Annotated in this window: 20 protein-coding genes, 1 tRNA gene and 1 pseudogene; 8 read left to right on the top strand and 14 right to left on the bottom strand. The window is 61.9% G+C overall.

Annotated elements, in window-relative coordinates:
* Positions 1–172: 172 nt before the first annotated feature.
* The 3 genes and pseudogenes from JEQ47_RS12450 to JEQ47_RS12440 all read left to right on the top strand — a co-directional run bounded on the left by JEQ47_RS12450 (position 173) and on the right by JEQ47_RS12440 (position 3,472).
* Positions 173–1,219, top strand: coding sequence for a cysteine synthase A (locus JEQ47_RS12450; protein ID WP_198876706.1), 1,047 nt, complete (start codon positions 173–175; stop codon positions 1,217–1,219).
* Between the two features lie 80 nt (positions 1,220–1,299).
* Positions 1,300–2,751 carry a cardiolipin synthase gene (cls, locus tag JEQ47_RS12445; RefSeq protein WP_198876705.1) on the top strand — a complete coding sequence of 484 codons (1,452 nt, stop codon included), beginning with the start codon at positions 1,300–1,302 and terminating at the stop codon, positions 2,749–2,751.
* An 8-nt stretch (positions 2,752–2,759) separates the two neighbouring features.
* Positions 2,760–3,472, top strand: a pseudogene (locus JEQ47_RS12440) (alanyl-tRNA editing protein).
* A 3-nt stretch (positions 3,473–3,475) separates the two neighbouring features.
* On the opposite strand, the gene JEQ47_RS12435 reads toward JEQ47_RS12440, so the two are convergent.
* The 5 genes from JEQ47_RS12435 to JEQ47_RS12415 all read right to left on the bottom strand — a co-directional run bounded on the left by JEQ47_RS12435 (position 3,476) and on the right by JEQ47_RS12415 (position 9,362).
* Entirely contained in the window at positions 3,476–4,498 is a 1,023-nt protein-coding gene (locus JEQ47_RS12435) for an amino acid ABC transporter substrate-binding protein (RefSeq protein ID WP_198876704.1), read from the bottom strand.
* Positions 4,499–4,751: 253 nt separating this feature from the next.
* Positions 4,752–5,552: an amino acid ABC transporter ATP-binding protein gene (locus tag JEQ47_RS12430; RefSeq protein WP_198876703.1), complete on the bottom strand. Its 801-nt coding sequence runs from the start codon at positions 5,550–5,552 to the stop codon at positions 4,752–4,754.
* Positions 5,553–5,557: 5 nt separating this feature from the next.
* Positions 5,558–6,685 carry an amino acid ABC transporter permease gene (locus tag JEQ47_RS12425; protein WP_198876702.1) on the bottom strand — a complete coding sequence of 376 codons (1,128 nt, stop codon included), beginning with the start codon at positions 6,683–6,685 and terminating at the stop codon, positions 5,558–5,560.
* Between the two features lie 10 nt (positions 6,686–6,695).
* Entirely contained in the window at positions 6,696–8,234 is a 1,539-nt protein-coding gene (locus JEQ47_RS12420) for an amino acid ABC transporter permease (protein ID WP_198876701.1), read from the bottom strand.
* A 111-nt stretch (positions 8,235–8,345) separates the two neighbouring features.
* Positions 8,346–9,362: an amino acid ABC transporter substrate-binding protein gene (locus tag JEQ47_RS12415; RefSeq protein WP_198876700.1), complete on the bottom strand. Its 1,017-nt coding sequence runs from the start codon at positions 9,360–9,362 to the stop codon at positions 8,346–8,348.
* 214 nt (positions 9,363–9,576) lie between these two features.
* On the opposite strand from JEQ47_RS12415, the gene metC reads away from it, so the two are divergent.
* Entirely contained in the window at positions 9,577–10,764 is a 1,188-nt protein-coding gene (gene metC, locus JEQ47_RS12410) for a cystathionine beta-lyase (RefSeq protein WP_198876699.1), read from the top strand.
* On the opposite strand, the gene JEQ47_RS12405 is transcribed toward metC, so the two are convergent.
* Positions 10,749–11,483 (bottom strand): phosphatase PAP2 family protein, encoded by a 735-nt coding sequence (locus JEQ47_RS12405; RefSeq protein WP_198876698.1) that lies wholly within the window; start codon positions 11,481–11,483, stop codon positions 10,749–10,751. The two genes, metC and JEQ47_RS12405, sit on opposite strands and share 16 nt — an antisense overlap.
* Positions 11,484–11,586: 103 nt before the next feature.
* On the opposite strand from JEQ47_RS12405, the gene JEQ47_RS12400 reads away from it, so the two are divergent.
* From JEQ47_RS12400 to JEQ47_RS12390, 3 genes are all read left to right on the top strand, one after another.
* A tRNA-Pro gene (locus JEQ47_RS12400) sits at positions 11,587–11,663 on the top strand.
* Between the two features lie 87 nt (positions 11,664–11,750).
* A complete protein-coding gene (locus JEQ47_RS12395) occupies positions 11,751–12,056 on the top strand; it encodes an ETC complex I subunit (protein WP_198876697.1) in 306 nt (101 codons plus the stop codon).
* A gap of 148 nt (positions 12,057–12,204) precedes the next feature.
* The gene (locus JEQ47_RS12390) at positions 12,205–13,065 is read left to right on the top strand and encodes a TraB/GumN family protein (RefSeq protein WP_198876696.1); all 861 of its coding nucleotides are present in this window, start codon (positions 12,205–12,207) and stop codon (positions 13,063–13,065) included.
* A 45-nt stretch (positions 13,066–13,110) separates the two neighbouring features.
* On the opposite strand, the gene JEQ47_RS12385 is transcribed toward JEQ47_RS12390, so the two are convergent.
* The 8 genes from JEQ47_RS12385 to JEQ47_RS12350 form a co-directional block, all read right to left on the bottom strand.
* Entirely contained in the window at positions 13,111–14,262 is a 1,152-nt protein-coding gene (locus JEQ47_RS12385; RefSeq protein WP_198876695.1) for a Gfo/Idh/MocA family protein, read from the bottom strand.
* A gap of 114 nt (positions 14,263–14,376) precedes the next feature.
* Positions 14,377–15,435 (bottom strand): sugar phosphate isomerase/epimerase family protein, encoded by a 1,059-nt coding sequence (locus tag JEQ47_RS12380; RefSeq protein ID WP_198876694.1) that lies wholly within the window; start codon positions 15,433–15,435, stop codon positions 14,377–14,379.
* A gap of 141 nt (positions 15,436–15,576) precedes the next feature.
* Positions 15,577–16,719 carry a Gfo/Idh/MocA family protein gene (locus tag JEQ47_RS12375; protein ID WP_198876693.1) on the bottom strand — a complete coding sequence of 381 codons (1,143 nt, stop codon included), beginning with the start codon at positions 16,717–16,719 and terminating at the stop codon, positions 15,577–15,579.
* Between the two features lie 5 nt (positions 16,720–16,724).
* Positions 16,725–17,474, bottom strand: coding sequence for a sugar phosphate isomerase/epimerase family protein (locus JEQ47_RS12370; RefSeq protein WP_198876692.1), 750 nt, complete (start codon positions 17,472–17,474; stop codon positions 16,725–16,727).
* Positions 17,475–17,639: 165 nt separating this feature from the next.
* Complete coding sequence (locus tag JEQ47_RS12365) at positions 17,640–18,725, bottom strand: ABC transporter ATP-binding protein (RefSeq protein ID WP_198876691.1); 1,086 nt, start codon at positions 18,723–18,725, stop codon at positions 17,640–17,642.
* Between the two features lie 4 nt (positions 18,726–18,729).
* On the bottom strand, positions 18,730–19,659 hold the full coding sequence (locus JEQ47_RS12360; RefSeq protein WP_198876690.1) for a carbohydrate ABC transporter permease: 930 nt from the start codon (positions 19,657–19,659) through the stop codon (positions 18,730–18,732).
* A complete protein-coding gene (locus JEQ47_RS12355; protein ID WP_198876880.1) occupies positions 19,656–20,576 on the bottom strand; it encodes a carbohydrate ABC transporter permease in 921 nt (306 codons plus the stop codon). Before JEQ47_RS12355 ends, JEQ47_RS12360 begins: the two co-directional genes overlap by 4 nt.
* A gap of 119 nt (positions 20,577–20,695) precedes the next feature.
* Entirely contained in the window at positions 20,696–21,937 is a 1,242-nt protein-coding gene (locus tag JEQ47_RS12350) for an ABC transporter substrate-binding protein (protein ID WP_198876689.1), read from the bottom strand.
* Between the two features lie 227 nt (positions 21,938–22,164).
* Here JEQ47_RS12350 and JEQ47_RS12345 point away from each other — a divergent pair, with 227 nt between their 5' ends.
* Positions 22,165–23,217, top strand: coding sequence for a LacI family DNA-binding transcriptional regulator (locus tag JEQ47_RS12345; RefSeq protein WP_198876688.1), 1,053 nt, complete (start codon positions 22,165–22,167; stop codon positions 23,215–23,217).
* Positions 23,218–23,255 lie beyond the last annotated feature (38 nt).

Here is a 23,255-nt window from a genome sequence, read left to right as displayed (position 1 = left end):
TACCGCTTGCGCGGCGGCGCGCCAGCGGGAAAAGCGGTCCTCAACTGCGCGCATTCGACTTGCGGCCCGCCTGTCCCGCCCCTACCATAAGTGACTGATCTTTCTGGTTTTGCTGGCCTTGCCTGGCACAACCCTCCAGCGCACCGAGCGCGTCACACAACAGAATTCTGGTATGGCCAAGCACGAAGACCTCATCTCCGCCATCGGCAACACGCCGCTGATCCGTCTCAACCGGGTATCCACGCTCACCGGATGCGAGATCTGGGGCAAGGCCGAATTCCTCAATCCGGGCCAGTCAGTCAAGGATCGCGCGGCGCTGTTCATTATCCACGACGCGGTCAAATCCGGCGCGCTAAAGCCGGGCGGCACGATCGTCGAGGGGACGGCGGGCAATACCGGGATCGGTTTGACGCTGGTCGCCAATTCGCTTGGCTTCAAATCGGTCATCGTCATTCCCGAGACCCAGAGCCAGGAAAAGAAGGACGCGCTGCGGCTTTATGGCGCCGAGCTCATCGAAGTGCCGGCCAAGCCGTATCGGAACCCCAACAACTATATCAAGGTATCCGGGCGGCTGGCCGAAAAGCTCAATGCCGAGCTGCCCAATGGCGCCATCTGGGCCAACCAGTTCGACAATGTCTCGAACCGGCGCGCCCATGTGGAGACCACGGGTCCGGAAATCTGGCAGCAGACCAATGGCCGCATCGACGGCTTCATCTGCGCCGTGGGTTCGGGCGGCACGCTGGCGGGTGTGGCCGAAGCGCTGCGGGCGCGCAATCCGGAGGTGAAGATCGGTCTCGCCGATCCCGAGGGTGCGGCGCTCTACGAATATTTCGCCAATGGCGAACTGAAATCGTCTGGCGACTCGATCACCGAAGGCATCGGCCAAGGTCGGATCACCGCCAACCTCGAAGGTCTCGAGGTGGACATGCCCTATCGCATCTCCGATGCCGAGGCCCTGCCCTACATCTACGATCTGCTCGAGCACGAAGGGCTATGCCTGGGCGGTTCGAGCGCTATCAACATTGCCGGCGCGGTGCGCATGGCACGCGACCTGGGGCCGGGCAAGACCATCGTCACGGTGCTCTGCGACTACGGCAATCGCTATGCCAGCAAGATCTTCAACCCGGACTTCCTGCGCGGCAAGAACCTGCCGGTGCCGCCCTGGATGGAGGGTCGCACGCCGATCGACATTTCAAGCGTCATCGAAAAGGACGTTTGAAGCCAGGGCATCCATTCCGGAGATTGTTGTGAGCTGCCAGACTGCTAGAGTGTCCCACCCTGCCAGGCACAAGGTCCACGATGTACGGATTCGATGATTTACTCCGCGCGGTAGCAGCCGACCTGCATATCGTTGCGCTGATCATGGGGCTCATCTATCTCCTCGCGATTGTCTGCGCGGTGCGCGAAATCCTCAATTCACGCACTTCTCAAGGCTCGATCGCCTGGCTGCTGTCGCTGATCCTGCTGCCGTTTCCGACGGTGTTTCTCTACCTGATCTTCGGGTGGAAGCTGTTCGACGACTATGCGACGGAGCGGATGCAGAACGGTCGCGCCGAACGCCCGCTGCGGGCCAAGGACCTGGCACTGATCGACCGGGAAACCGACGCAAAGTGGCCAGTGCAGGTGCATGTGTCGGAGCTGCCCTTCCTCAAGGGCAACGATGTCGAACTGCTGATCGACGGCAAGGCGACCTTCGATTCCATTTTCGCCGGGATCGAAGCGGCCAAGGAATACCTGCTGGTCCAGTTCTACATCGTGCGCGACGACCGGCTCGGCCATGAGCTGGCGAAACGCCTGATCGCCAAGGCCAAGGCCGGGGTTTCGGTCTATCTGCTCTATGACGACATCGGCAGCACCGGCATGCCGAAGCGGTTCCGCAAGGAATTACGTGAGGCCGGCGTCAAGGTGTCGAGCTTCAACCGGCGCCACAAATTCCTGCGCATCTTTGGCCCGACCCGCATCAACTACCGCAATCACCGCAAGATCGTGGTGGTCGACGGCAAGCATGCCTGGGTGGGCGGGCACAATGTGGGCGTCGAATATCTCGGTGAGGATCCGAAATTCGGGCACTGGCGGGACACGCATGTGCGGGTTTCAGGGCCGGCGGCTCTGGGCTGCGCGCTGCTGTTTCGTGAGGACTGGGAATGGGCGACCGGCGAACGGCTGCCGAACTCGCCGCCGCCTGAACTCGAAACCTTCGGCGACAATTCCGTGCTGGTCATGGGCAGCGGCCCGGCGGACAAGCTCGAGGAATGCGCCATTGCCTTCACCGACCTGATCGGGCGGGCGCGGGAGCGGCTGTGGATCGTCAGCCCCTATTTCGTTCCCGACACCGATATCCGAACGGCGCTGTTCGCGGCGCGGCTGCGCGGCGTCGATGTGCGCATCATGCTACCCGACGAGCCGGACCATAAGCTGGTCTGGCTGGCGACCATCGCCCATGCCGACAGCATGGTGCAGCACGATATCGCCATCTATCGCTATACTGACGGCTTCCTGCACCAGAAGGTGGTGCTGATGGACGACGCCATGGCGACGGTGGGAAGCGTCAATTTCGACAACCGCTCGTTTGCAATCAATTTCGAGATCACGCTGTGGTTCACCGACCAAACCACCATAGGCAATGTCGAAGCCATGCTGCTCGAAGACTTCAACGCTTGCCGGCTGGTCAGCCGGTCTGAAGTCGAAACCCGCCCCTGGCCACTTTACCTGGGGTCGCAGGCGGCCCGCCTGCTCTCCCCGGTGCTGTGAGAACACTGATGACCGAATTCCTGTTTCGAGACGATGCCTACCTCCAGTCGGTCGAGGCGACCGTCGTCGCCATCACCGAGCAAGGCGGCATCGTACTGGATCGCACGGTTTTCTACGCGACCTCAGGCGGCCAGCCTGGAGATAGCGGCCGGCTGTTGCGCTCGGATGGCACGGAGATCGCGATTGCCACGGCGGTCCATCCGGACGGGGACAGACGGCCATCGTCCACGTTCCGGCCGCAGGGGCGACCCTGCCGGAGCCTGGCGAGCGGGTCACGGTGGAAATTGACTGGGATCGCCGTCATCGGCTGATGCGCATGCACACGGCGCTGCATCTGCTCTCGGTCGTCCTGCCATTTCCGGTGACGGGTGGTTCGGTGGGAGAAGACAAAGGGCGACTGGACTTCGACATGCCCGAAGTGCCCAACGACCTTGCGGCCCTGGAGGCCCGGCTCAACGCCATGGTGGAGGCCGATCATGCCGTCAGCACGGAATGGATCACCGATGCCGAGATGGAGGCAAAAGCCGATCTCATCAAGACCATGAAAGTGAAGCCGCCCATGGGCCAAGGTCGCGTCCGGCTGGTGCGGATCGGGGACGTCGACCTGCAGCCCTGCGGCGGAACGCACGTGGCCGGAACCGCCGAGATCGGGCCCCTTGCCATCGGCAAGATCGAGAAAAAGGGCAAGGAAAACCGGCGCGTCAACTTGCATTTCGCCTGAGCGCTAGCGAACCGGCGGAGCGTAGAGCAGGCCGCCATTGCTCCAGAGCGCATTCTGCCCACGCAGCATGGCGGCACCCGTCTGCGGACCGAAATGGCGGTCATAGAGTTCGGAATAGTTCCCCACCGCCCTGATGGCATCGGCCAGGAACGTCTCGCGCAGGCCTAGGGCCGTGCCAAAATCACCCTCGACCCCCAGAATGCGCCGTACCGCGGGGGTGCGGGCCGCAACCAGGGAATCAATATTGAGGCTGGTCACGCCGACTTCCTCGGCATTGATCAGAGCGAACATGGTCCAGCGGACGATCTTGAACCATTGCTCGTCGCCATCGCGCACCACGGGAGCCAGAACCTCCTTGGAAATGCGCTCCGGCAGGATGCGGTGCAGGTTGGGATCGGGCAGTTCCCGGCGGATGGCCTGGAGCTGGCGGCCCGAGGCCGAAATCGCCTGGCAGAGCCCGGCGCGATAGGCCGTGGCGAGGTCGGCGACGTCTTCGTAGGGCACTTCGCGATAATCGGTCTGGTTGGAAAAGAAGAACTCTTCCAGGGCCTCGAGATCGCCGGCGCCGTCGATGACGCAGACGCTGACATCGTCGAGCTCATAGGCGGAAACCACGCCCATCGCCTGGGGGACCAGGAAGGCCTGACCGTCAAAGAACGTGGGCGTGACATACCGGGCGCCGTAGCGGGTGTCCCGCCCGAGCGTCCAGGCGCCGTTTCGCATCAGCACGTCGACAGCATTGGTTTCGAGCGGCGCGAAACGCGCTTCACCGCGATAGGAGCGGAACTCGATGAGATCGGGATTTCCGAGCACGGCTGCGGCCAATGCGCGGCAGAGGTCCACATCGAAACCGGACCAGCGGCCATCGACATCCTGCTGGGAAAAGCCGGCGAGCGGGTTGCTCGACCCGCAGATCAGGAAGCCGCGACTGCGCACTGCTTCGAGGGTCTGCGCACTCGCCTGCTGTGCGCCCGCCACGCATGCGAGGGCAATCCAGAACAGCAGATGTCTGAGCAGCTTGGTCAATGCGCAGGCCTTCGGTTTGCCGCACCATATTGGCCGCATGAACAAAGGGGTCAAGCCGATGACCGGCTCGACCCCCGATATTTGCGCTGCGGCGCCTCCCGCCATTCGACCATAGGTCTCATGGCCTGCTCGCCTAAGATCGCTCCACTGGAGCGATCTTGCCTGTCGGCCGCCGCCATTCGACCGCAGGTCTCATGGCCTTCTCAGCTAAATTCGCTCCACAGGAGCGATTTTGCCTGCGGCCGCGTCGAAGTCAGTGCAGGATCTGGCTGAGGAACAGCTTGGTGCGTTCGTGCTGCGGGTTGGAGAAGAAGGCCTCCGGCTCGTTCTGCTCGATGATCTGGCCCTGGTCCATGAAGATGACCCGATTGGCCACCTGACGGGCAAAGCCCATTTCGTGGGTGACGCAGATCATGGTCATGCCGTCTTCGGCCAGATTGATCATCACCTCGAGCACTTCCTTGACCATTTCCGGATCGAGGGCCGAGGTGGGTTCGTCGAACAGCATGATCCGCGGCTGCATGCAGAGCGAACGCGCAATGGCGACGCGCTGCTGCTGGCCGCCCGAAAGCTGGCCGGGATACTTGTTGGCCTGCTCCGGGATTTTCACCCGCTCCAGATAATGCATGGCGGTCGCCTCGGCCTCGGCCTTGGGGATGCCACGCACCCAGATGGGGGCCAGCGTCAGGTTCTGGAGGATGGTCAGATGCGGGAACAGATTGAAGTGCTGGAACACCATGCCGACTTCGCGGCGCACTTCATCGATGCGCTTGAGGTCGGCCGTGAGTTCCGTGCCGTTGACGATGATCTGCCCTTCCTGATGCTCTTCCAGCCGGTTGATGCAGCGGATGAGCGTCGACTTGCCGGAGCCGGAGGGCCCGGCAATGACGATGCGCTCGCCCTTCATCACCTTGAGGTTAATGTCGCGCAGGACGTGGAAGTCGCCATACCACTTGTGCATGTTGACCACATCGATGGCCACGTCGGTCTTGGAGACCTTCATGTGGCTGGTGTCGATCGCTCGATCGACGGTGGTTTCGGAAACCTGAGACATGGGTGCTACCTCTTGTAGCCAGTGTTAAGGCGGCGCTCCATATACATGGAGTAGCGGGACATGCCGAAGCAGAACACCCAGAAGACCATGGCGGCAAAGATGTAGCCGGTGGTCGCGGTGTTGGCGGATTGCCATTCGAGAGCGGTGTCGTTCTTGGTTTTGACCGCTTCGAGCAGGTCCTTCATGCCGACGATGTAGACGAGGGACGTGTCCTTGAACAAGGCGATGGCGTTGTTCACGATGCCAGGGATCACGTGCTTGAGCGCCTGGGGCAGGATGATGAAATACATCTGCTTCCAGTAACTGAGGCCTAGTGATGCGGCGGCTTCATACTGTCCGCGCGGGATGGCCTGGAGACCACCACGCACCACTTCGGCCATGTAAGCCGAGGTGAAGAGTGTCACACCCACCAGAGCCCGAAGCAGTTTGTCCACCGTCATGCCCTGCGGCATGAACAGGGGCAGCATGATCGAAGCCATGAACAGGATGGTGATCAGCGGCACGGCGCGGATGAGCTCGATGAACGCGACGCAGAGCGTCTTGATCACAGGCATTTTCGACTGTCGACCAAGGGCGAGGATAATGCCCAAGGGAAAGGACAGGGTGATACCGACGACCGAAATGATCAGCGTCACCAGCAAGCCGCCCCACTTTTCCGTCGGGATCGGGGTGAGCCCGAAGACACCGCCGGCCAGCAGTATGTAGCTGACGATCGGATAGACGAAGAGGAACAACACGGCGTTGACGCGCTTGAAGGGCGCCTTCGGGATCATCAACGGCACCAGCAGCAGAGCCCCGAGCGCGAAGACGATATTGGGACGCCAATGCTGGGGGATGTCGTAGAAGCCGTAGATAAAGAACTCCATTTCCGACGAGATGTAGGCCCAGCAGGCCCCCGCCTCTGGCATGCGGCACTCTTCCACGGTGCCGTTCGGTCCCACGGCGTGGCCGAACAGGAAGTTGAAGAGCGGTGGCACCACCCAGAGCAGGAAGATGACGCCAAGGACGGTCAGCACTGCGTCGGAGGGTGTGGCGAACAGGTTCTTGCGCAGCCAGGCGCCTACGCCGCTGGTGCGGCGTGGAGCCGGGCGGGCATCCGTCATGGCGGAACGTACGAAGCCGATATCGGTCATGATGCGCCTCCTACCGTTCCACCAGCTTCACGCGGCCATTGTACCAATTCATGATGGCCGAGGTGAGAAGCGAGAGGGTGAGATAGACGAGCATGACCATGAAGATACATTCGATGGCCCGGCCTGTCTGATTGAGAGATGTACCGGCAAAGACGTTGACCAGTTCGGGATAGCCAATGGCCGCACCGAGCGAGGAGTTCTTCGTCAGGTTGAGATATTGGCTGGTCAGCGGTGGAATGATGACGCGCATGGCCTGGGGCACGATGACCAGACGCAGGCGGTCGCCATCCTTGAGACCGAGGGATTGAGCGGCTTCAGTCTGGCCGCGGTTGACGGACTGGATGCCGGCGCGGACCGTTTCGGCGATGAACGCCGCCGTGTAGATGGTCAGGCCGAACACCAGAGCCACGAACTCAGGCGGTAGTTGCACGCCACCGCGGAAGTTGAAACGCTCGAGGACGGGCACCTCGAATGCCAGGGTGGCGCCGGTGACCCAGTAGATCAGGGCCGGGATGGCGACCACGATCAGGATCAGCAGAGCCAGCGGGAACCGCGCGTCGCTGGGCGGGCGCTCGGTTGCATTGGTGTAGACCACGCTGGCCATGACCAGGGCAATGAGCGCAGCTCCGGCCGACGTCACCACGGGCGAGAGCCAGGACAGCATGCCGCCGATCATGAAGTTGAGGATCACAAAGGCGACCGCGAACGTCATCACGCCTCGGGCGATGGGCGCGAAGCGCGTCACCGACGCCGCGGCAATCGCAGCGGCAACGATGGCCGCAATGACTGTGCCGTTGGCGACCGGATAGACCGCGTTCAGCAAAATCGCGAGCGCCGTGAAACCGACGAGCAGTGTGACACAGGCATCGCCGAACTTGCCGGCGAGCACGATGGATGCAGGGTAGCGCCCGGTTCGGGTGCGGATGCGCGTCGCCCAGACGCCGATGGCGATTGCCGCCACGAGGCAGACGACGATGGCGACCATGACCCAGGTGAATTCCTGGTCAGGTGTGGGCCTCGGCACCATGATGCCGCGCTGGTTGATGAAAGCGTCGAAGGGCAGCGTGATGGATTCACGCACGGCCGGCATCGCCTTGAGTACGGCAAAATACCAGAAGAAAAGCTGCAGCAGCAGCGGTACGTTGCGGATGACCTCGATATAGACCGTCGCCAGGCTCGAAACGATGAAGTTGGAGCTCAGGCGCGCAATGCCGATGGTGAAGCCCAGCATGGTGGCCAGCACGATGCCGATGATGGCAACGAGCAGAGTGTTGGTGATGCCAACGAGGAAAGCTTCCCAGTAGTACGAGGCGCGGGACCACGGAAGAAGCGAGAAGCTGATGTCGAAGCCGGCCGTCTTCCAGAGGAAGTCGAAACCAGTCGTCTTGTTTTGCGCCGCCAGATTGGCCGCCGTATTCCCGATGATCCAGGAAATGAAGGCGATCAGCAGCACGGCCACAACGACCTGGTAGATGATCCCCCGGATCACCGGATCGTTGAAAAAGCTGGCCCTTGGGGCAAGTTTCTGCCCCGTATCGAGTGTCGTCATGTGGCTGTACCTTGGCCGCAAAAGGCCTTCTGCACGCCACGGAGGCGCGTCAGCTGACAGAACAAAGAGACCGGCGCTCCGCGAGGGAGCGCCGGACCAATTTGATCGGTTTTAGCGGATCGGCGGAGCGTACTGGATGCCGCCATCGCTCCACAGAGCGTTGAGGCCGCGTTCCAGCCCAATCGGGGTGTCGGGACCGACATGCTTGTCGTAGATCTCGGCATAGTTGCCGACGAGCTTGACGATCTGGTAGCCCCAGTCGTTCTCGACGCCCATGGGGGCACCGAACTCGCCTTCAACGCCGAGCAGGCGCTTGATGGCCGGATTGTCCGAACCGAGCATTTCGTCGACATTGGCCGAGGTCACGCCGAGTTCTTCGGCTTCGAGCAGCGCGAAGTAGGTCCAGCGAGCGAGGTTGAACCACTGGGTGTCACCAGCGCGAACCACCGGACCAAGGGGTTCCTTGGAGATGATTTCGGGCAGGATGATGTGCTCGGCCGGGTTGGCGAACTTGGAGCGTTCGGCAGCAAGAGCCGAAGAGTCGGTGGTGTAGACGTCGCAACGGCCATCTTCATAGGCCTTCACAACTTCGTCCTGGTCCACGAACACGACGGTGTTGAACTCCATGCCGTTGGCAGCGAAGTAGTCAGCAGCGTTGAGCTCGGTGGTGGTGCCGGATTCGATACAGATGGCGGCGCCCGAGAGGTCGAGGGCCGAGGCAATGCCGTCGGCTTCGCGAACCATGAAGCCCTGGCCGTCATAGAACATGGTGCCGATGAAGCTGATGCCCAGCTGGGTATCGCGGCTCATGGTCCAGGTGGTGGTGCGCGAGAGCACGTCGATTTCGCCGGCGGACAGGGCGGTGAAACGCTCCTGGCTGGTCAGCGAGGTGTAGCGAACCGCGTCGGCATCCTTGAAGATCGCTGCGGCCATGGCGCGGCAGAAGTCGACTTCGAGGCCGGTCCACACGTTGTTGGAATCGGGCGCGGAGAAGCCGGGAACACCACCGGTCACACCACACTGAACGTAGCCCTTGGCCTTGACGTCGTCGAGAATGGCCGCCTGGGCAGCCGTCGCGCCGAGGCCCAGCGAAGCCGCGACTGCGATCGTTACGAGCGCTTTTTGCATTTTTTTGCCTTTTGTTTCCTGACCCTGTGTTCGAAGCCGTAGGTCCCTCGGCTCCGAGAGCACCACTGCCTTTGTGTGACAGTTTGGATGCTGATAGGTATGCAAGCCTCTATTCCCACCAACGTCAAGGGCTGAAGGCGGGTTGGGTCAGGAAAGCTGTCTCTTATTTAGCCAGACGTCCCCGTTTGATTTCTTTTTAAGCACCGAGCCTAGCATGACTGACCACGAAACCGGCACAAATGGGCCCTCCTCCGTCGAAACCATCCTCACTCATGGTGGACGCTTTCCGGAAGATCAGTTCGGATTCGTCAACACGCCGGTTTATCGCGGCTCGACCGTCCTGTTCAAAACGCTGGCCGATCTCGATGCCCAGTCGCAGCGCTTCCTTTATGGCCGCGCGGGCAATCCGACGACCGAATCGGTCGAGGCGGTGGTGAGTGAATTGGAGGGCGCCTATCGGACCAAGCTGGTGCCATCAGGCCTGGCCGCCATCACCATCGCGCTCATGTCCTGCCTCAAGGCCGGAGACGATGTGCTGATCACCGACAGCGCCTATGAGCCGGGCCGGAAGTTCGCCAATGGCTTTCTCGAGCGGATGGGCGTCAGCGTCCGCTTTTATGATCCACGGATCGGTGCCGGCTTGTCCGACCTCATGCAGCCCAATACGCGGGCAGTGCTGGCGGAAAGCCCGGGCTCGCTGACCTTCGAAGTCCAGGACATTCCGGCACTCGCGGCGGCAGCCCGTGCCAACGACGCCCGGCTGATCGTCGACAATAGCTGGGCCAGCCCGCTCTATCATCGGCCATTGGCGCTGGGCGCCGATATCGTGGTGCATGCGGCGACCAAGATGTTCGTGGGTCACTCCGACGCCTTTGCCGGAACGATCTCGACGACCGAGGAGGCCTGGGCCGATGTCGAGCGCATCAGGACGCTGCTGGGCTTCTTCACCTCGGGCGACGATGCCTACCTGGTGTCGCGAGGGCTCAAGACGCTCGCCATCCGCATGAAAGAACACCAGGAGCGGGCGCTGGAGATCGCCCGCTGGCTTGAGGCGCAGGAGCTTGTCACGCAGGTGCTGCACCCTGCCCTGCCCAGCCATCCCGACCATGACCTGTGGCAGCGCGACTTTACCGGCTCGGGGAGCCTTTTCAGCTTCGTGCTTGCCCCCGCGCCGCGCTCGGCGGTTGCCGCCCTGGTCGACCACTTGCAGCTTTTCACCATGGGCTATTCGTGGGGCGGCTACGAAAGCCTGCTGCTGCCTGTGGCGATCAAGACGGCACGAACGGTCAGGCCGTGGGACGATGCCGGCCATCTCTTCCGCGTGCATATCGGCTTCGAGGGCGTGGACGACCTCAAGGCAGATCTGGCGGCGGGGTTAGAGCGCTATCAGCTGGCGCGCTGAAACAGCTCCGTCAGCCCGCTCAGCGGCTTGAGCACCATGCGGCCATCGGGGAGCTGGGTGAAAAGCCAGTTCTTCCGGGCAAAGAAATTGCGTACCAGATACGCACCGAGCATGCCGACAATAATGCCGGCAAAGACGTCGGTGGGGTAGTGCATACCCACAGGCACGCGCGAGATGGCTACTGCGATGCCAACCACCAGCAGGATTGGAAAGAGCGGCGGCACCATGAAACCGACCACAAAGGCCGTCGCCACGGCTGTCGCGGAGTGGCCGCTGGGAAAGCTCTGGAATTGCCAGTCGTTGACGAAATTCTGGAAGGAGAAGGCGCCTGATGCCTCGAACTCGCTGGGACGACCCCGACCCACGAGGCGCTTCAGCAGGTTGGTGATCAGGCCCGGCACGCCGACACCGAGGAAAACGAAGGCGGAAATCATCGCCGCTTCGCCGGTCGCCCGCTTCCACACACCGTGCATGGGGAACATGGCGAGCCGCAACAGAATCGCCAGCGCCAGGCTGGGAATCAGGATCCAGTCCGAAAGGCCATACTCGGTGATGAAGAAGAAGGGCGCACGCCAGGCGGCCGGCCAGTCTATGGCGCCCCGCGAGGCGGCCACGTCTATGCTGGCCAGCACGGCCAACCCAATCGCGACGGCGACCAAGAAATATGGCCAGGAGCGGCGGTCAAGTCCGAGGGGCCAGGGCTTTTCGAGATCAAACATGACAAACTTGTCCACTGACCGCATCAGCTTCGTCAAGTCGGGCATGTTGGCGCAACCGGCCTTGCCCTTTGCCCTCGAACAGGCTAACGGAAATGCGCGATCTCGGAGTGTAGCTCAGCCTGGTAGAGCACCGGTTTTGGGAACCGGGGGTCCAAAGTTCGAATCTTTGTACTCCGACCAATCGCATTATTTTAGGCGCATCGGATGAACCGAAAAATCGCGTCGCACTTTTCGGTCCGATGCTGTGCATCGTGTTGAGGACTTGGCATGACCGCCCGAATCTACCGACCCGCCCGCAATGCCATGCAGTCCGGCAAGGGCAAGTCCAAGCAATGGGTCCTGGTTCACGAAGCGACGACCCCGCGCAGCATCGATCCGCTGATGGGCTATACCAGCAGCTCCGACATGAACCAGCAGGTGAAACTGTCGTTCGAGACGCTGGAAGAGGCCGAGGCCTATGCGCAGCGCAATGGCATTCCCTATTCAGTCCAGCCGGCCCACGAAGCCACGCCAAAGCGCGTGAGCTATCCGGACAATTTCCGCTCCGACCGCAAGACGCCCTGGACGCACTAATTCCGGGTTTCCAGCGTTGAACCTATCCAGCGCCGCAAGAGATTGCGGCGCTTTTGTTTTATTGGGTCAGTGCTTTATCCGCAGCGGTAACGCCCTCGCGACTTGCATGAGAGACGTGCTCCTGCCCAAATAGGCGCCGGAGGACTTCATGCTCAAAATTTCCACCATGCTGCTTGCGACCGCAGCCCTCATTGCTCCCGCCGCAGCGGCGCCGGCGATCTGGAAAGTCAGCGACGCCGATAGCTCGGTCTGGCTGTTCGGATCGGTGCATATGCTGCGCGCGGACACGGACTGGCGCACGCAGCGCCTCGACAAACTGATTTCCAAGGCCGATCGGGTCTACTTCGAAGCTGACATCAGCGCAGCGGCGCAGGTGGAAATCATGCCCATTTCCATGGAGCTAGGATTCAATCGCGATGGTGTGCTGCTCAGCGAGCAGATCGGGCCAGAGCTGACGGACCGCGTGCGCGATGCAGCCGCGGAATATGGGCTGCCCATGCCCGCTCTCCTTACCATGAAGCCGTGGCTGGCGGCCACGACGCTTGGCTCGGGTCCGCTTCTCGATTCGGGCTTCGAGGCGATCCACGGCGTCGAAATGGTGCTTGGCGAGGAACTGCCCGCCGAGCGCAAGGGCTTCCTCGAAACCGCCGAGGAACAACTGGGATTCCTGTCGAGCGGCACGCTGGACGAGCAGATCACCATGCTGGAGGCGACGCTCGACACCCTGCCAATGGCCAAGGCGGATGTCGAAACCATGATCTCGGCTTGGATGGATGGTGACCCCGAGACGCTGGGCGAAGCCTTTGATTCCCAGACCGTCGGCTATGACGCCAAAATGGTCGATCGCATCATTGATATCCGCAACCACAACTGGGTGGAGAAGATCGAGACCATGCTCGGCGATAACGAGGCCGCGCTGATCGTCGTCGGTGCTGCGCATCTGGCCGGCGATGTCAGCGTCGTCAAGCTGCTCGAAGAGCGCGGGTTTTCCAGCGAACGCGTTCAATAGAAAAGCTGGCGGAGCAAACCGCCGGCCTTCTGGATCAACGAACGATCAGACGTCGCTGAAGCGCGTCCACTTGCTGTCGTTCTGGCTCGATTTCACCGAGGCGGTAATGAACTGCATGCCTTCGATGCCGTCGGCCATGGAGGGCAACAGGTTCTCGTAGGCCGCACCATCACCGCGGATGACCGAAGCGAACTGGCTGTAAATGGTCGCGAAGGCTTCCAGATAGCCTTCGGGGTGACCCGAGGGGATGCGGACATTCATCGAAGCGGCCGGCGGCACGGCGATCGAACCGCCGCGCGTCAGCAATTGGCGCGGCTTGCCGAATTCGGTGAACCACATGTAGTTCGGGTTCTCCTGGCTCCATTCAAGGCCGCCCTTGTCGCCATAGACGCGGAGCTGCAGCCCGTTTTCCTTGCCGACGGCAACCTGGCTGGCCCAGAGCATGCCCTTGGCCCCACCTTCGAAGCGCAGCATGATGTGGACATTGTCATCGAGCTGACGGCCCGGGACGAAAGCGGTCAGGTCCGCCGAGACGGCCTCGGTCTTGAGGCCGGTGACGAAGCGCAGCAGATTGTAGGCATGCGTGCCGATGTCGCCGATGCAACCGCCAGCGCCGGAACGGGCCGGATCGGTACGCCAGGCGGCCTGCTTGTTGTCCTCGTCGGCAGCCTCGGTGAGCCAGTCCTGGGCGTATTCGGCCTGGACGACACGGATCTTGCCCAGAGCCCCGGAGGCTACCAGTTCGCGGGCCTGCCGGATCAGCGGATAGCCGGTATAGTTGTGGGTCAGCAGGAATTTGGCGCCGTTCTTCGGCTTGATGTCGAGGAGCTTGCGCGCGTCATCCAGCGTCGAGGTGATCGGCTTGTCGCAGATCACGTGGATGCCGGCCTCGAGGAAGGCCTTGGTCGGGCCGAAATGCATGTGGTTGGGCGTGACGATGGAGACGGCCTGGATGCCGTCGGGGCGCGCAGCCTCGGCCTTGGCCATGTCCTCGTAGGATGTATAGACGCGATCGTCGGCCAGGCCGAGATTTTTGCCAGATTCCTTGGCCACCTCAGGACGCGACGAGAGCGCGCCGGCCACGAGCTGGAAATCGCCATCAAGCCGCGAGGCGATGCGGTGTACGTAGCCGATAAAGGCCCCGGTACCACCGCCGACCATGCCCAGACGAATTGGTTTTGCGCCGTTCTCGGCCATTCTAATTCTCCCTGTTCCGTGGTCCCTCGTAGATCGTCACCACCGGGCTTGTCCCGGTGGTCCATGGGTTGCCGGACAAGCCGGGCAATGACGATTGGAGGGCGCTATCAGATATTACGACAGTCCGAGCATCTTGCGATTGGCGGCCTTGTCGGTGCCACCCGAGGCGAAATCGTCGAAGGCGTGCTCGGTGACGCGGATGATGTAGCTCTGGATGAGCTCGGCACCTTCACGGGCGCCATCTTCCGGATGCTTGAGCGCACATTCCCACTCGAGCACGGCCCAGCCCTGGAAATCATTGGCGGCCATCTTGGCGAAGATCGCCGGGAAATCGACCTGGCCGTCGCCGATCGAGCGGAAGCGCCCCGCCCGGTCCACCCAGGACTGGAAGCCGCCATAGACGCCCTGGCGCCCGGTCGGATTGAACTCGGCATCCTTCACGTGGAAGGCCTTGATGCGATCCTTGTAGATGTCGATGTAGTCGAGATAGTCGAGTTGCTGCAGCACGAAATGGCTCGGATCGTAGAGCAGGTTGGCGCGCGGATGGTTTTTCACGCGGTCGAGGAACATCTCGTAGGAAACGCCGTCGTGCAGGTCCTCGCCGGGATGGATTTCGTAGCAGACGTCGACGCCGGCCTCGTCGAAGGCATTTAGAATCGGGGTCCAGCGGCGCGCCAGTTCGTCGAAGGCTTCTTCGACAAGGCCGGCCGGGCGCTGCGGCCAAGGATAGAGATAGGGCCAGGCGAGCGCGCCCGAGAAGGTCGCGTGTGCCTTGAGCCCGAGGTTTTGCGAGGCCTTGGCCGCGTTGAGCATGGTCTGCACAGCCCATTCCTGACGGGCTTTTGGATTGCCATGCACGGAGGCCGGAGCGAAACCATCAAAGGCGGTGTCATAGGCCGGGTGGACGGCGACGAGCTGGCCCTGAAGGTGGGTCGAAAGCTCGGTGATCTCGAGCCCGTGGCTGTTCACGATGCCCTTGATCTCGTCGGCGTAGGTCTTTGAATTGGCAGCCTTTTCGAGATCGATGAAGCTCGAAACCCAGGTCGGGATCTGGACGCCCTTGTAGCCGAGGCTGGCGGCCCAGCGGCAAATATTGTCGAGATTGTCGAAGGGGGCCTTGTCGCCGGCGAACTGCGCCAGGAAGATAGCGGGGCCCTTGATGGTGGTGGCCATGTGGTCTCTCCTCTTTGCGGCCCCGTAAACCGCATCAGCCGGGGCTCCTATTGACGAATGAGGGCGACGATCGCTCGCCGCCCTGACATGTTAGTTCGCAGTGTTGACCGGCCTCCGCGGCCTGTCAATGAGGTACGCCCATCAGGCTTTGAGCAAGGCCTTGGCTTCCTCGATGCCGAGGGCAAGCGGACGCTCGCAGGTGGTCTGCAGGGTCAGCACCTGCCCAGTCTCGCCGGCCTTGAGAAGGCCGGTCATGACTTCCACGACATGCAGCGCGACGTCGAGGCCGCAGCGCGCGGTCTGGCCATTGTCGATGGACTGCATCATGTCGGCAAGGCCGGCGCAACGGTAGTTGGCGCGCGGGTGGTCCTTGTCGAGATCCTGGTTGGGCTTGCCGAAGGGATGGTCCCAAGGCTCGACCGGTGTGCGGACGCCTTCGATGCCGGTGGTGACAAGGTCACCGCCGAAGAAGTTCGGATCGGGCACGAAGATGGAGCCGTCGGTGCCGTAGAGCTCGATATTGTGGTGGCCATGGGCCGCCACGTCCCAGCTCGCGCCGATGGTGATGATGGCGCCGGAGTGGAATTCAAGCACGCCGTGGATGGTGGTCGGGGTGCCGACCTTGATGGTCGAGCCCTTGTAGGGACCATCAGCCGAGACGATGCGCTCGGCGCGGGCCATGTTGGTAAACGCCGAGAGGCGCTTCACCGGGCCCAGAAGATGCACGAGATCGGTGATGTAATAGGGACCGAGATCGAGGATCGGGCCGCCGCCAACCTGGAAGAAGAAATCCGGATTGGGGTGCCAGTGCTCCATGCCACGGCTCATGACGTGGGTGGTGCCGCTCATGATCTTGCCGAGCTTGCCCGAGTCGATGATCTCGCGGGCCTGCTGATGCGCGCCCCCGAGGAAGGTGTCGGGCGCCGCGCCAACCTTGAGGCCACGCTCATCGGCTGCCTTCTTGAGGGCAAGGCCCTCTTCGAGGGTCAGCACGAAGGGCTTTTCCGAATAGGAATGCTTGCCGGCCGAGATGATATCCATCGACACCTGATAGTGGGTCGAAGGAATGGTCAGGTTGACGATGACATCAAGTTCGCTGTTCTTGAGCAACTCGTCCGGGGTCTGAGCCTTCACACCAAACTCGTCAGCGCGCAGCTTGGCGGCTTCGGGACGGATGTCGGCCACGGCGCGGACCTCGAGCCCCTTGAACAGGGGCGCGAGGCGCAGATAGGCCGAGGAGATATTGCCGGCACCCATGATGCCGACGCCATAGGTCTTTGCCATTTGGCTTACTTCCAGTTCTTGGCGGTTGCGATCGAGCGCGTGGCGAAGCGCACGGCATCGGTCGGATTGTCGTGTTCAGCGACGAAGTACTGGGCCTTGGTCTTGGCCTGGACGGTCTTGATCAGGTCGTCCCAGCCAACAACGCCATGGCCGACGTCGGCCCAGCCGCTTTCCTCGGGGTTCTCGCCCGGGGCAGCCAGATCCTTGACGTGGACGGCCGTGATGCGGGAGCCGTACTTGTCGAACCAGGCGACTGGATCGGCCTTGCCGCGGATGACCCAGGCAACGTCGCATTCCCATTCGATCTTGGGCGCGGTTTCCAGGATGATGTCCATCGGCAGGCGGCCCGACGTGGTCGGCACGAATTCGAAGTCGTGGTTATGCCAGCCGAAGCCGTAACCGGCGGCGGTGACCTTCTCGCCGATGGCAGCGAGCGTTTCGGCAAGCTTGATCCAGCCGGAATCGTCGGCGGTGCGCTGGTCGGGCATGATGAAGGGGCAATAGAGCCGCTTCATGCCGATGGTCTCGGCAATCTTGAGCGCCTTGTCGGTATCCTGAAGCTGGTCGAGGCCGAAATGGCCGGTCGGCATGGCGAGGCCGTTCTTCTTGAGCTCTGCGGCGAGCGCCGGCGCATCGGCGTAAAGGCCGCCGAAGCCTTCGACCTGGGTGTAGCCCAGCGACGACAGCTTGGCGAAGAACTCGGACTGGTTGGGATAGTTGCGGGCGCTATAGAGCTGGAATGACAGCACGGTCATTTTTGGCCTCTTATGGGACAGTGTGGATGCGGTGTCGCGTCGGACCGGGAGATAGCCTGGCCAGGGGCTGGCGTCGCCGCGCCCGGACAGATCGACTGCCGCAAAAGTAAGCGTTTGCCGGATCATGAGGAAAACGGCGCCCCATGGGGCGCCATTGGGAAGACGTTAGAGACGGTTTTCGGTACCGGCGTCGAACAAGGAGCCGCGCGCGATGTCGAAGCCGACGGTCACAGTGTCGCCGGCGGCGAGCGGAATATCGCTCGAGCAGCGGAAGGTGACCGGGATGCCGGCGACCTTGGTCCAGGCCAGGGTTTCCGAGCCCATGGGCTCGACGATCTCGATCTCCGCGGTGGCCTTGTAGGGCATGCCCTGGGCTTCATCACCGATGAAGATGTGTTCCGGGCGAACACCGAGCACAGCCTTGGTGGAGCCCGTCGGAGCCGATGAGACGAACTGGTAGGCGCCGACCGGGATCACCGTGCCGTCATTGGCCGTGAAGTTTGCACCATCCAGCGTGCCGGTGATGAAGTTCATCGACGGCGACCCGATGAAGCCCGCCACATAGAGGTTGGTGGGCTTGTTATAGATGGTGTGCGGATCGGCGAGCTGCTGGATCACGCCATTCTTCATGATGGCGATGCGGTCGGCCAGCGTCAGAGCCTCGATCTGGTCGTGGGTCACGTAGATCATGGTGTTCTTGAGGCGCTGGTGCAGGCGCTTGATCTCGACGCGCAGGTCCGAGCGGAGTTTCGCGTCGAGGTTGGACAGCGGCTCGTCGAACAGGAACACGTCCACGTCACGAACAAGGGCCCGGCCGATGGCGACGCGCTGGCGCTGGCCACCGGAGAGATTGGCCGGCTTGCGCTGCAGCAGCGGCTGGATCTGCAGGATTTCGGCAGCGCGCTGCACGCGCTGATCGATTTCCGCCTTCGGCATGCCGGCGACGCGCAGGCCGAAGCTGAGGTTCTTTTCGACCGTCATCTGCGGGTAGAGCGCATAGGACTGGAACACCATGCCGATGCCGCGGTCCTTGGGCTCTTCCCAGGTGACGTTCTTGCCCGAAATGAAGATCTGGCCGTCGGAGACATCCAGGAGACCAGCGATGCAGTTGAGCAAGGTCGACTTGCCACAACCCGAGGGCCCGAGCAGCACGATGAATTCGCCCTGAGCAATGTCCAGGTTGAGGTGTTCGAGGACCTTCACATTGCCGAAGTTGAGCGAAAGATCGCGGATGGAAACGCTGTGTTGCATTCGGTTACCCCTTCACCGCACCGGCGGCAACGCCGCGGACAAACCACTTGCCGGATACGAAATAGACCGTGAGCGGCACGAGGCCAGTCAGAACGGTTGCGGCCATGTTCACGTTATATTCGGGCGTGCCCTGGGCCGAGTTGACGATATTGTTGAGCTGGACCGTCATCGGATAGTTCTGCGTGCCGGCGAAGACGACGCCGAACAGGAAGTCATTCCAGATGCCGGTTACCTGCAGGATGATGGCGACTACGAAGATCGGCAGCGACATGGGCAGCATGATCTCGAAGAAGATACGCCAGAACCCTGCCCCATCCACACGGGCCGCCTTGAACAGTTCCTGCGGCAGCGACGCGAAGTAGTTGCGGAACAACAGCGTCAGGATCGGCATGCCGAAGACGGTGTGGATGATGATCACGGCTTGGAGCGTGCCGAAGATTCCCATTTCGCGGGTGATCATCACCAGCGGGTAGAGCATCACCTGATAGGGGATGAACGAGCCGAAGATGAGGATCGAGAAGAAGATTTCCGAGCCCTTGAAGCGCCAGTTGACGAGCGCGTAGCCGTTCACCGCCGCAATGAAGATCGAGACGATGGTCGAAGGGATGGTGATCTTGACCGAGTTCCAGAAGCCGGGGGCCAGACCATTACAGTTGAGGCCGGTACAGGCGCTGGTCCATGCCTTTACCCACGCGTCGAAGTTGGGAGCGGTCGGCAGCGCGAAGATGTTGCCGAAGCGGACTTCCGGCATGGTCTTGAGCGAGGTCACGACCATGACGTAGAGCGGGAACAGGTAGTAGAGGGAGAAGAAGACCAGCACCGTATAGAGGATGACCTTCTTGGGCGTAAAGAACGGCTTGGGACGTGGGCCGCGCGGACCGCTGGTGTCCTGAGCCACGGCCGGCTGGCCGGTCATGGTTGCTGTCTGGCTCATGCGCGACGGCCCTTTCCGCCAAATTCGAGGTAGGCCCACGGGATCATGATGATCAGGACGGTCAGCAGCATCATGGTGGCGCCGGCCAGGCCCTGGCCGATATTGCCGCCCGAGAACATGTAGTTGAAAACGTACTTGGCGGGCACTTCCGAGGAAATCCCGGGGCCGCCATTGGTCAGCGCCACCACGAGGTCGTAGAGGCGGACAATGCCCGAGCCGATGATGACAATGGCGGTGATCAGAACGCCGCGCATCATGGGCAGGACGATGGACACATAGGTGCGCCAGGTCGGGATGCCGTCGACGCGCGCCGCCTTCCAGACTTCCTCGTCAACGCCGCGCAGACCGGCAAGCATCAGCACCATGCAGAAGCCGGTGCCATGCCAGAGACCGGCGATCAGCAGTGCGAACAGCACCATGCGCGGGTTGGCGATCCAGTCAAAGGTGAAGTTTTCCCAGCCCAGGTTACGCAGCGTACCCTGCAGGCCCAGCGTCGGGTTCATGATCCACTGCCAGACGAGGCCCGTCACGATGAACGACAGGGCGAAGGGATAGAGCATGATCGTGCGGAAAGCACTTTCGAAGCGGATCTTCTGGTCGATGAGGACGGCCAGGATGAAGCCAATCACCAGGGTGAAGACCAGCGACATGGACCCGTAGGCCACGAGGTTCCAGACCGACACGTTCCAGCGCGAGGTCGCGAACAGACGCTCATACTGGTCAAAGCCGACGAACTTGCCCGTGGGCAGCAGCTTCGAATTGGTGAAGGAATAATAGATCGTCCAGATCGTACAGCCAACAAAGACCACGAGGACGGTCAACACCATCGGCAGCGCGGCGATCTTGGCGGGCAAATTGTGCAGGAAGATCCTGGACAGAAAACCGGGCCGGGTCGTAGTCCGCTCCCCCGCTTCCATCCGAACGGCAGTTTCCGCCATTGGTGCTCTCCATAAGGATGGTGGTCGCCCTTGTCGATCAAGGCCGACCACCGGATATTAAAAGGCGGGGCCATGGCCCCGCCAGACTTAAGTCAGGATCAGTCGGCCTGCTCGATGATCGTGGCATAGCGCTCGATGTAGTCATCGACCGTGATGCTGTCGTCGTCGAGGAACTCGATGTTCAGATCCTGGAACTGCTGCTGGGTATCGCTGGAGAGCGCGAAGTCACCCGACGGCAGGAGGCCGTTGCCGAGCATGCCGATAGCCTTCTGCATGCAGGGGTTGGCACCCGACAGGTCGATGTCGGTACGGATCGGCATGGAGCCCTTGACCAGGTTGAAGTTTAGCTGGCCTTCGGGGGAGATCAGGATCTTGGCCAGATCGGCCTGAGCCTGGATCACAGCCGGATCGGTACCTTCCGGCAGAACCGGGAAGTAGAACGAGTCGCCGCCACCGGTGAGCTGGTCGCCCAGACCGAGAGCCGGGAGACATTCATAGTCTTCGCCCGGGACGCCGCCTGCGATCTGCAGGTCGCCAGCGAGCCAGTCGCCGTGGATGTTGCCGGCAGCTTCGCCAGCCAGGAGCTGATTGCCCACGTCACCGAAGGACGGGACCATCATTTCCGGCGAGATAACCTGACGCAGAGCGTCCATGGCTTCGGCAACCTTGCGGAATTCCGGACCACGAACGGCATCGGCGCTCTTGTCGCGGTTGATGGCGAGGACGAGGTCCGAACCACCGATACCGGACATCAGCACGCCCGGGACGCCGGAAATCGGCCAGCCGGTCGCGAGACCGAAGGGCAGAATGTCGGCTTCCTGGAGAGCCGGCCAGGAGGCCACATACTCGTCCCAGGTGGTCGGCACGGGCTGACCGATCTTTTCGTAGGCAGCGGTGGAGAGCCACAGCCAGTCCCACGAGTGGATGTTGATCGGCAGACAGTAGATCTTGCCTTCGTAGGTGCACGGCTCGAGCAGGGACTGGTCGACGTAGAAGTCGAGGCCGCCCATTTCTTCGACGATCGGGGTCAGGTCGCGCATCAGGCCGGCCTGGATGAGCTCCTCGGCGTCGCGGCCGGTGTTCATCTGGGTGGCGCCCATCGGGTCACCGCCGATGATGCGGCTGATGATGACGGGGTTGGCACCGGTGCCCGAACCAGCCAGAGCCGAGTCGACCCAGGTATTGCCGGTCTGCTCTTCGAAGAGCTTGGCGAATTCGGCGATGGCGGCGGCTTCACCAGCCGACGTCCACCAGTGGGTCACTTCCAGATCCACCGCATAAGCAGACGTGGAGCCGAGGAAAGCGGTTGCCATAGCGGCAACCACTGCAAACTTTTTCATAGGTTGTCCTCCCAACGAACACGAGGAGCTAAGCGCCCCAGCGATGCACCAGTCGCATGGCTGTTCCTCCAACAGAGCAAACCCACGACTGTGTGTAATCGATTGCACTACACGTTCCAAACTGGTTGTGCAATCGATTTCAGGAGTTTCATACAAGCCTTGCGGAGATGTCAAGATCGATTTAGACCAATTGGGTTACTGACGGCGAAGAGGGGGCGCTGCCAGCGATGACAGAGCTCAAGAAAACGCCAACAATTCAAGATGTTGCGCGTTTTGCGAATGTATCCACGGCCACGGTCAGCCGCACCTTGTCGAGCCCGGACAGGGTCAGCGAGGGCACCCGCGCACGCGTTTCGGAGGCCATTCGTGTAACCGGTTACACGCTTAATCAGACGGCCCGCTCGCTGCGCCAGAGAACGGCGAAAACGATCCTCGTGGCGCTGCCCGATATCCGCAATCCATTCTTCTCGTCGATCCTCGACGCCATCGAGCGAGAAGCCACCAATCGCGGCTATGGCGTGCTGGTGGCAAACCTGTTTCTTGCGCACGAACCCGCCCGGCGCTTGCAGGAATACATGCTTTCCAACAGGGCGGATGGCTTGCTGCTGCTCGACGGGTCGCTCGACGTCGCGACACTGCGCACCCTCTCGACCGCCCCCTATTCCGTGCCGCTTGTGGTGGCGTGCGAGGAAATCCCCAATTCGGGTTTCCATATGGTGCTCACCGACAATATGCAGGCGGCGGAGCGCGCAACGCGCCACCTGATCGACCTCGGGCATCGCCGAGTCGGTCACCTGCTCGGGCCCGAGCATAACGTGGTGACGCGCGAGCGGCTCGCCGGCTTCACCAAGGCTCTGCGCGACGCCGACCTGCCGCTGCGACAGGACTGGATGTTCCGGGGCAATTTCGAAATGGAGAGCGGGTTTGCGGCCGCGGCGCATTTCATGGCGCTGGCCGAACGGCCGACGGCGATTTTCGCCGCCAACGACGAATCGGCCATCGGTTTTCTCTCGGGGTTGCGGCAGCACGGCATCGAGTGTCCGCGCGATATATCCATGGTCGGATTCGACGATCTGGGCGTGGCGCCGCACTATTCGCCGCCGCTCACCACCATGCGGCAGCCTCGGGAAATGCTGGGCCGCATGGCTGCCGAGACGCTGATCGACCTGCTCGATGAACTCGATCACCGCCCTGGCCAGCTCCGCATCGTGCTCAATTCCGACCTGATCGTTCGCGCCAGCACCGGCCATCCCCGCAAGGAGGAGGCGCCTGCGGCGTGATACAGGCTATGGCCTTGTCGTGAAAATGCGTTAAACAG

The sequence above is a fragment of the Devosia sediminis genome (genome assembly GCF_016411825.1).
Lineage (GTDB): Bacteria > Pseudomonadota > Alphaproteobacteria > Rhizobiales > Devosiaceae > Devosia > Devosia sediminis.
This window is presented reverse-complemented; position numbering and strand designations above follow the sequence as displayed.

Coding starts and splice junctions, on each gene's coding strand:
- JEQ47_RS12450 (WP_198876706.1), top strand. CDS start 173: ATGGCCAAGCACGAAGACCTCATCTCCGCCATCGGCAACACGCCGCTG.
- cls (WP_198876705.1), top strand. CDS start 1,300: ATGTACGGATTCGATGATTTACTCCGCGCGGTAGCAGCCGACCTGCAT.
- JEQ47_RS12430 (WP_198876703.1), bottom strand. CDS start 5,552: ATGTCTCAGGTTTCCGAAACCACCGTCGATCGAGCGATCGACACCAGC.
- JEQ47_RS12425 (WP_198876702.1), bottom strand. CDS start 6,685: ATGACCGATATCGGCTTCGTACGTTCCGCCATGACGGATGCCCGCCCG.
- JEQ47_RS12420 (WP_198876701.1), bottom strand. CDS start 8,234: ATGACGACACTCGATACGGGGCAGAAACTTGCCCCAAGGGCCAGCTTT.
- JEQ47_RS12415 (WP_198876700.1), bottom strand. CDS start 9,362: ATGCAAAAAGCGCTCGTAACGATCGCAGTCGCGGCTTCGCTGGGCCTC.
- metC (WP_198876699.1), top strand. CDS start 9,577: ATGACTGACCACGAAACCGGCACAAATGGGCCCTCCTCCGTCGAAACC.
- JEQ47_RS12405 (WP_198876698.1), bottom strand. CDS start 11,483: ATGTTTGATCTCGAAAAGCCCTGGCCCCTCGGACTTGACCGCCGCTCC.
- JEQ47_RS12395 (WP_198876697.1), top strand. CDS start 11,751: ATGACCGCCCGAATCTACCGACCCGCCCGCAATGCCATGCAGTCCGGC.
- JEQ47_RS12390 (WP_198876696.1), top strand. CDS start 12,205: ATGCTCAAAATTTCCACCATGCTGCTTGCGACCGCAGCCCTCATTGCT.
- JEQ47_RS12385 (WP_198876695.1), bottom strand. CDS start 14,262: ATGGCCGAGAACGGCGCAAAACCAATTCGTCTGGGCATGGTCGGCGGT.
- JEQ47_RS12380 (WP_198876694.1), bottom strand. CDS start 15,435: ATGGCCACCACCATCAAGGGCCCCGCTATCTTCCTGGCGCAGTTCGCC.
- JEQ47_RS12375 (WP_198876693.1), bottom strand. CDS start 16,719: ATGGCAAAGACCTATGGCGTCGGCATCATGGGTGCCGGCAATATCTCC.
- JEQ47_RS12370 (WP_198876692.1), bottom strand. CDS start 17,474: ATGACCGTGCTGTCATTCCAGCTCTATAGCGCCCGCAACTATCCCAAC.
- JEQ47_RS12365 (WP_198876691.1), bottom strand. CDS start 18,725: ATGCAACACAGCGTTTCCATCCGCGATCTTTCGCTCAACTTCGGCAAT.
- JEQ47_RS12360 (WP_198876690.1), bottom strand. CDS start 19,659: ATGAGCCAGACAGCAACCATGACCGGCCAGCCGGCCGTGGCTCAGGAC.
- JEQ47_RS12355 (WP_198876880.1), bottom strand. CDS start 20,576: ATGGAAGCGGGGGAGCGGACTACGACCCGGCCCGGTTTTCTGTCCAGG.
- JEQ47_RS12350 (WP_198876689.1), bottom strand. CDS start 21,937: ATGAAAAAGTTTGCAGTGGTTGCCGCTATGGCAACCGCTTTCCTCGGC.
- JEQ47_RS12345 (WP_198876688.1), top strand. CDS start 22,165: ATGACAGAGCTCAAGAAAACGCCAACAATTCAAGATGTTGCGCGTTTT.